Annotated in this window: 3 protein-coding genes; 1 reads left to right on the top strand and 2 read right to left on the bottom strand. The window is 66.1% G+C overall.

The genetic code is table 11. The features are described from left to right. Window positions 1–378, top strand: a 378-nt coding sequence (locus ACIHAX_RS37725; RefSeq protein ID WP_364440001.1) for a C40 family peptidase, incomplete at its 5' end; no start/stop codon positions are given. Between the two features lie 26 nt (window positions 379–404). Here ACIHAX_RS37725 and ACIHAX_RS37730 read toward each other — a convergent pair. Continuing rightward, window positions 405–1,346, bottom strand: a complete 942-nt coding sequence (locus tag ACIHAX_RS37730) for a transglycosylase SLT domain-containing protein (RefSeq protein WP_364439999.1) — start codon at window positions 1,344–1,346, stop codon at window positions 405–407. A 707-nt stretch (window positions 1,347–2,053) separates the two neighbouring features. Further along, a partial coding sequence (locus ACIHAX_RS37735; protein WP_364439997.1) for a phage tail tip lysozyme occupies window positions 2,054–2,515 on the bottom strand: 462 nt, incomplete at its 5' end.

Here is a 2,515-nt window from a genome sequence, read left to right on the forward strand (position 1 = left end):
AACGGCAACGGCGCGACCGGAGCAGCCGCGAAGGCTATCCAGGTCGCACTCGCTCAGCTCGGCGATCCCTACATCTACGGCGCGGAAGGGCCGAACGCCTTCGACTGCTCAGGCCTGATGCAATACGCGGCGGCCGCCGCCGGTGTTCGAATCCCGCGAGTCGCGGCGGATCAGTATCGCCAGTTGCCCAAGGTGAATCCCAGGGATATCAAGCCCGGCGACCTCATCTTCCCGTCCGAATCCTTCAAGGGAGCGAATAATCCCGGCCACGTCATCATGTACATCGGCAACGGTATGTGCGTCGAAGCTCCGCATACCGGTGGCCACGTCCAGTACCGGAAACTACCCAGCAGCTACGCGGCCGCACGCTGGGCCTGACTTTCCCGCCGCTTTCGCTCGACGCGTCAGTACCCCACGTACGAACCGCCACCACGCATCTGCACGATTCCGGGCACATTACTGACCGACCCGTAACGCTCGATGGCATAGCGAACGCCCGCGACGATATTGTCCACCGGATTCCAGATATCACGATGCCCCGGAAGCGAATACGCGTTGAACGTCGGATCGATGGTCTGCATCAGACCTTTCGACGGTATACCGGCCGCGGCGTTGCTGTCCCAGAGATTGATGGCGTTCGGATTGCCGCCGGACTCGTGCTGGATGATCGCCGCGATGTCGGCCGGATCGATCTGGCGCGTGTCGTAGCCGTTCTGGCGCAACACTTGCAGCGCTTCATCGATCCATTGGCCCTGCTGCCCCGACGGGCGTGTGCGTGGCGGACCGCCGCTCGGCCCTCGCATGCCGGAGTGCGAAGTGCGGCGGGGTCTGCGCGGCTGCGCGGGACGCGACTCGCTCAGGTAGCGGTCGGCCAGGGCCGCTACCCGATCGGCGGTGAGGACTGCCGCGGCCTGCCCCTGACCGAGCACACTTCCCGCGCGCTGCAAGGCGGTGTCCAAGGTGGAGATCACCAATTGCCTACTCGCATTCGCATCCTGGATACTGCCGAGCGCGGTCAAGGCGGTGTTCACCTCGGCGATGATCGCTCCGATCGCGGCGCGTCCCTGCGTGGTGCTGTCGACGGCACCACCGAGGATGCGTTCCAGTTCGGCGTTCATCGTCTGCGTCGCATCACCGTGGCGGGCGCGATTCTGATTGCTCGCGGCGTACTGAGAGCCGAGGGCGCCGTCCCACACGACGGGTCCGCTGGGCGGTGCGGCGCCCAGATCTGGCGGCGCGTACTGCTGTCCCGTCACCGCGGTCGGAGGACCATCACCGTATTGGGCCGCGATGGTGGCCAGCGCGCCCATCGCCGCGGCCGCCATGGGCGTGGACGAGCCTGCCATGCCGAGTGCGTCCGAGCGCGCGACAGGAGTCGAACCCGATGTGGTGGAGGTTGTTTCCGATACCGCCGGCGTGCTCTGCGCCCTCCCCTGAGCCGCCGCGCCGACCGGCGCCGCTGTGGCCGGTGCACCTGCTTGTGGCCGCGGGATCGGCGTGGGAGTGCCGCGCGCCGCGGACTTGGCGGATCGGCGCGGCGCGGAGGTGGTGGCGCTCGCACGTACGTCGCGAGCATCGCCGGTTTCGTCGGGATCCAGTTCGGGTGGAGTGCGATTCGGCACCATCAGATCCCCCGATGCGCCCGGCCGCTACGCACGGTGACCACAGAGGCAACCATGATTCACCTTCCGCCGGACGCTCCGGTACCCGCACCGGCGGTCACCGGACACGTTCAGTGCATGCCGAAGTCCGGAGAGGTTCGCAGCCAACGCGGCAACAAGTGTTGCGATTCGCGCCGATTCGGCGGACTAGTGCCGCCTTGCTCGCTGTCGGCTCACCGACTCCGAGAAACTCTTCCCAGCATTCGCCCCAAAGCGCATGCGCAGCTTAACCCGAATATCTCCCGGAGTCTCGACCGACGTGTTCCCGGGTGCGGGAACACCAGGTGACCCGCGTCCGGGCGACAGCGGTAGCCGACCACGGGCCCCATGCGAGGCAGCGAGGCGCCTCGGTGCCAGGTGCACCGAGTAACGTGCCCGAGGCCGGACGGCAATCAAACGGCGACGTTGCGCATCGCCGACGCGATGCTGTTCGCGTAGGCGATGCGCTGTCCTCTCGCGTCACCGGAACTTCTTTCGTAATACTGATCGAAGACCGCCGCCGCGTAGGCAGGCGTCTGCGCGGCTCGGAGATATCCGTACGCAGTGGATTCATTGCTGCGCAATTCGGCCATCATGTAATCGATCTGGACCTTCCAGTCGGTGACCGGCTTTCCTTGGGCGGCCGCGAACCGCTCCAGAGCCTGTCGTCGCCCACCCCGCCACTGGCAAAGACCGATGGCGCCTTCGCGCGAGTTGTACGCGCTGGTATTGAAACCGGACTCGACCTGCAGGTTACCCACGATCCCCGCTGCTTGCGCGGGCGTGAGTCCATATTTCGATATGAGGTACCGATAGACATCCGCGGGATTCGCGTTCGATCCCCCTGGGATGTTGTCGGCGCTGCCACCCGTTCC

Source organism: Nocardia sp. NPDC051929 (assembly GCF_044548645.1).
Classification (GTDB): domain Bacteria; phylum Actinomycetota; class Actinomycetes; order Mycobacteriales; family Mycobacteriaceae; genus Nocardia; species Nocardia sichangensis.

Bases quoted from the DNA above. Each gene is read 5' to 3' on its own strand.
- ACIHAX_RS37730 (WP_364439999.1), bottom strand. From the start codon at position 1,346: ATGGCAGGCTCGTCCACGCCCATGGCGGCCGCGGCGATGGGCGCGCTG.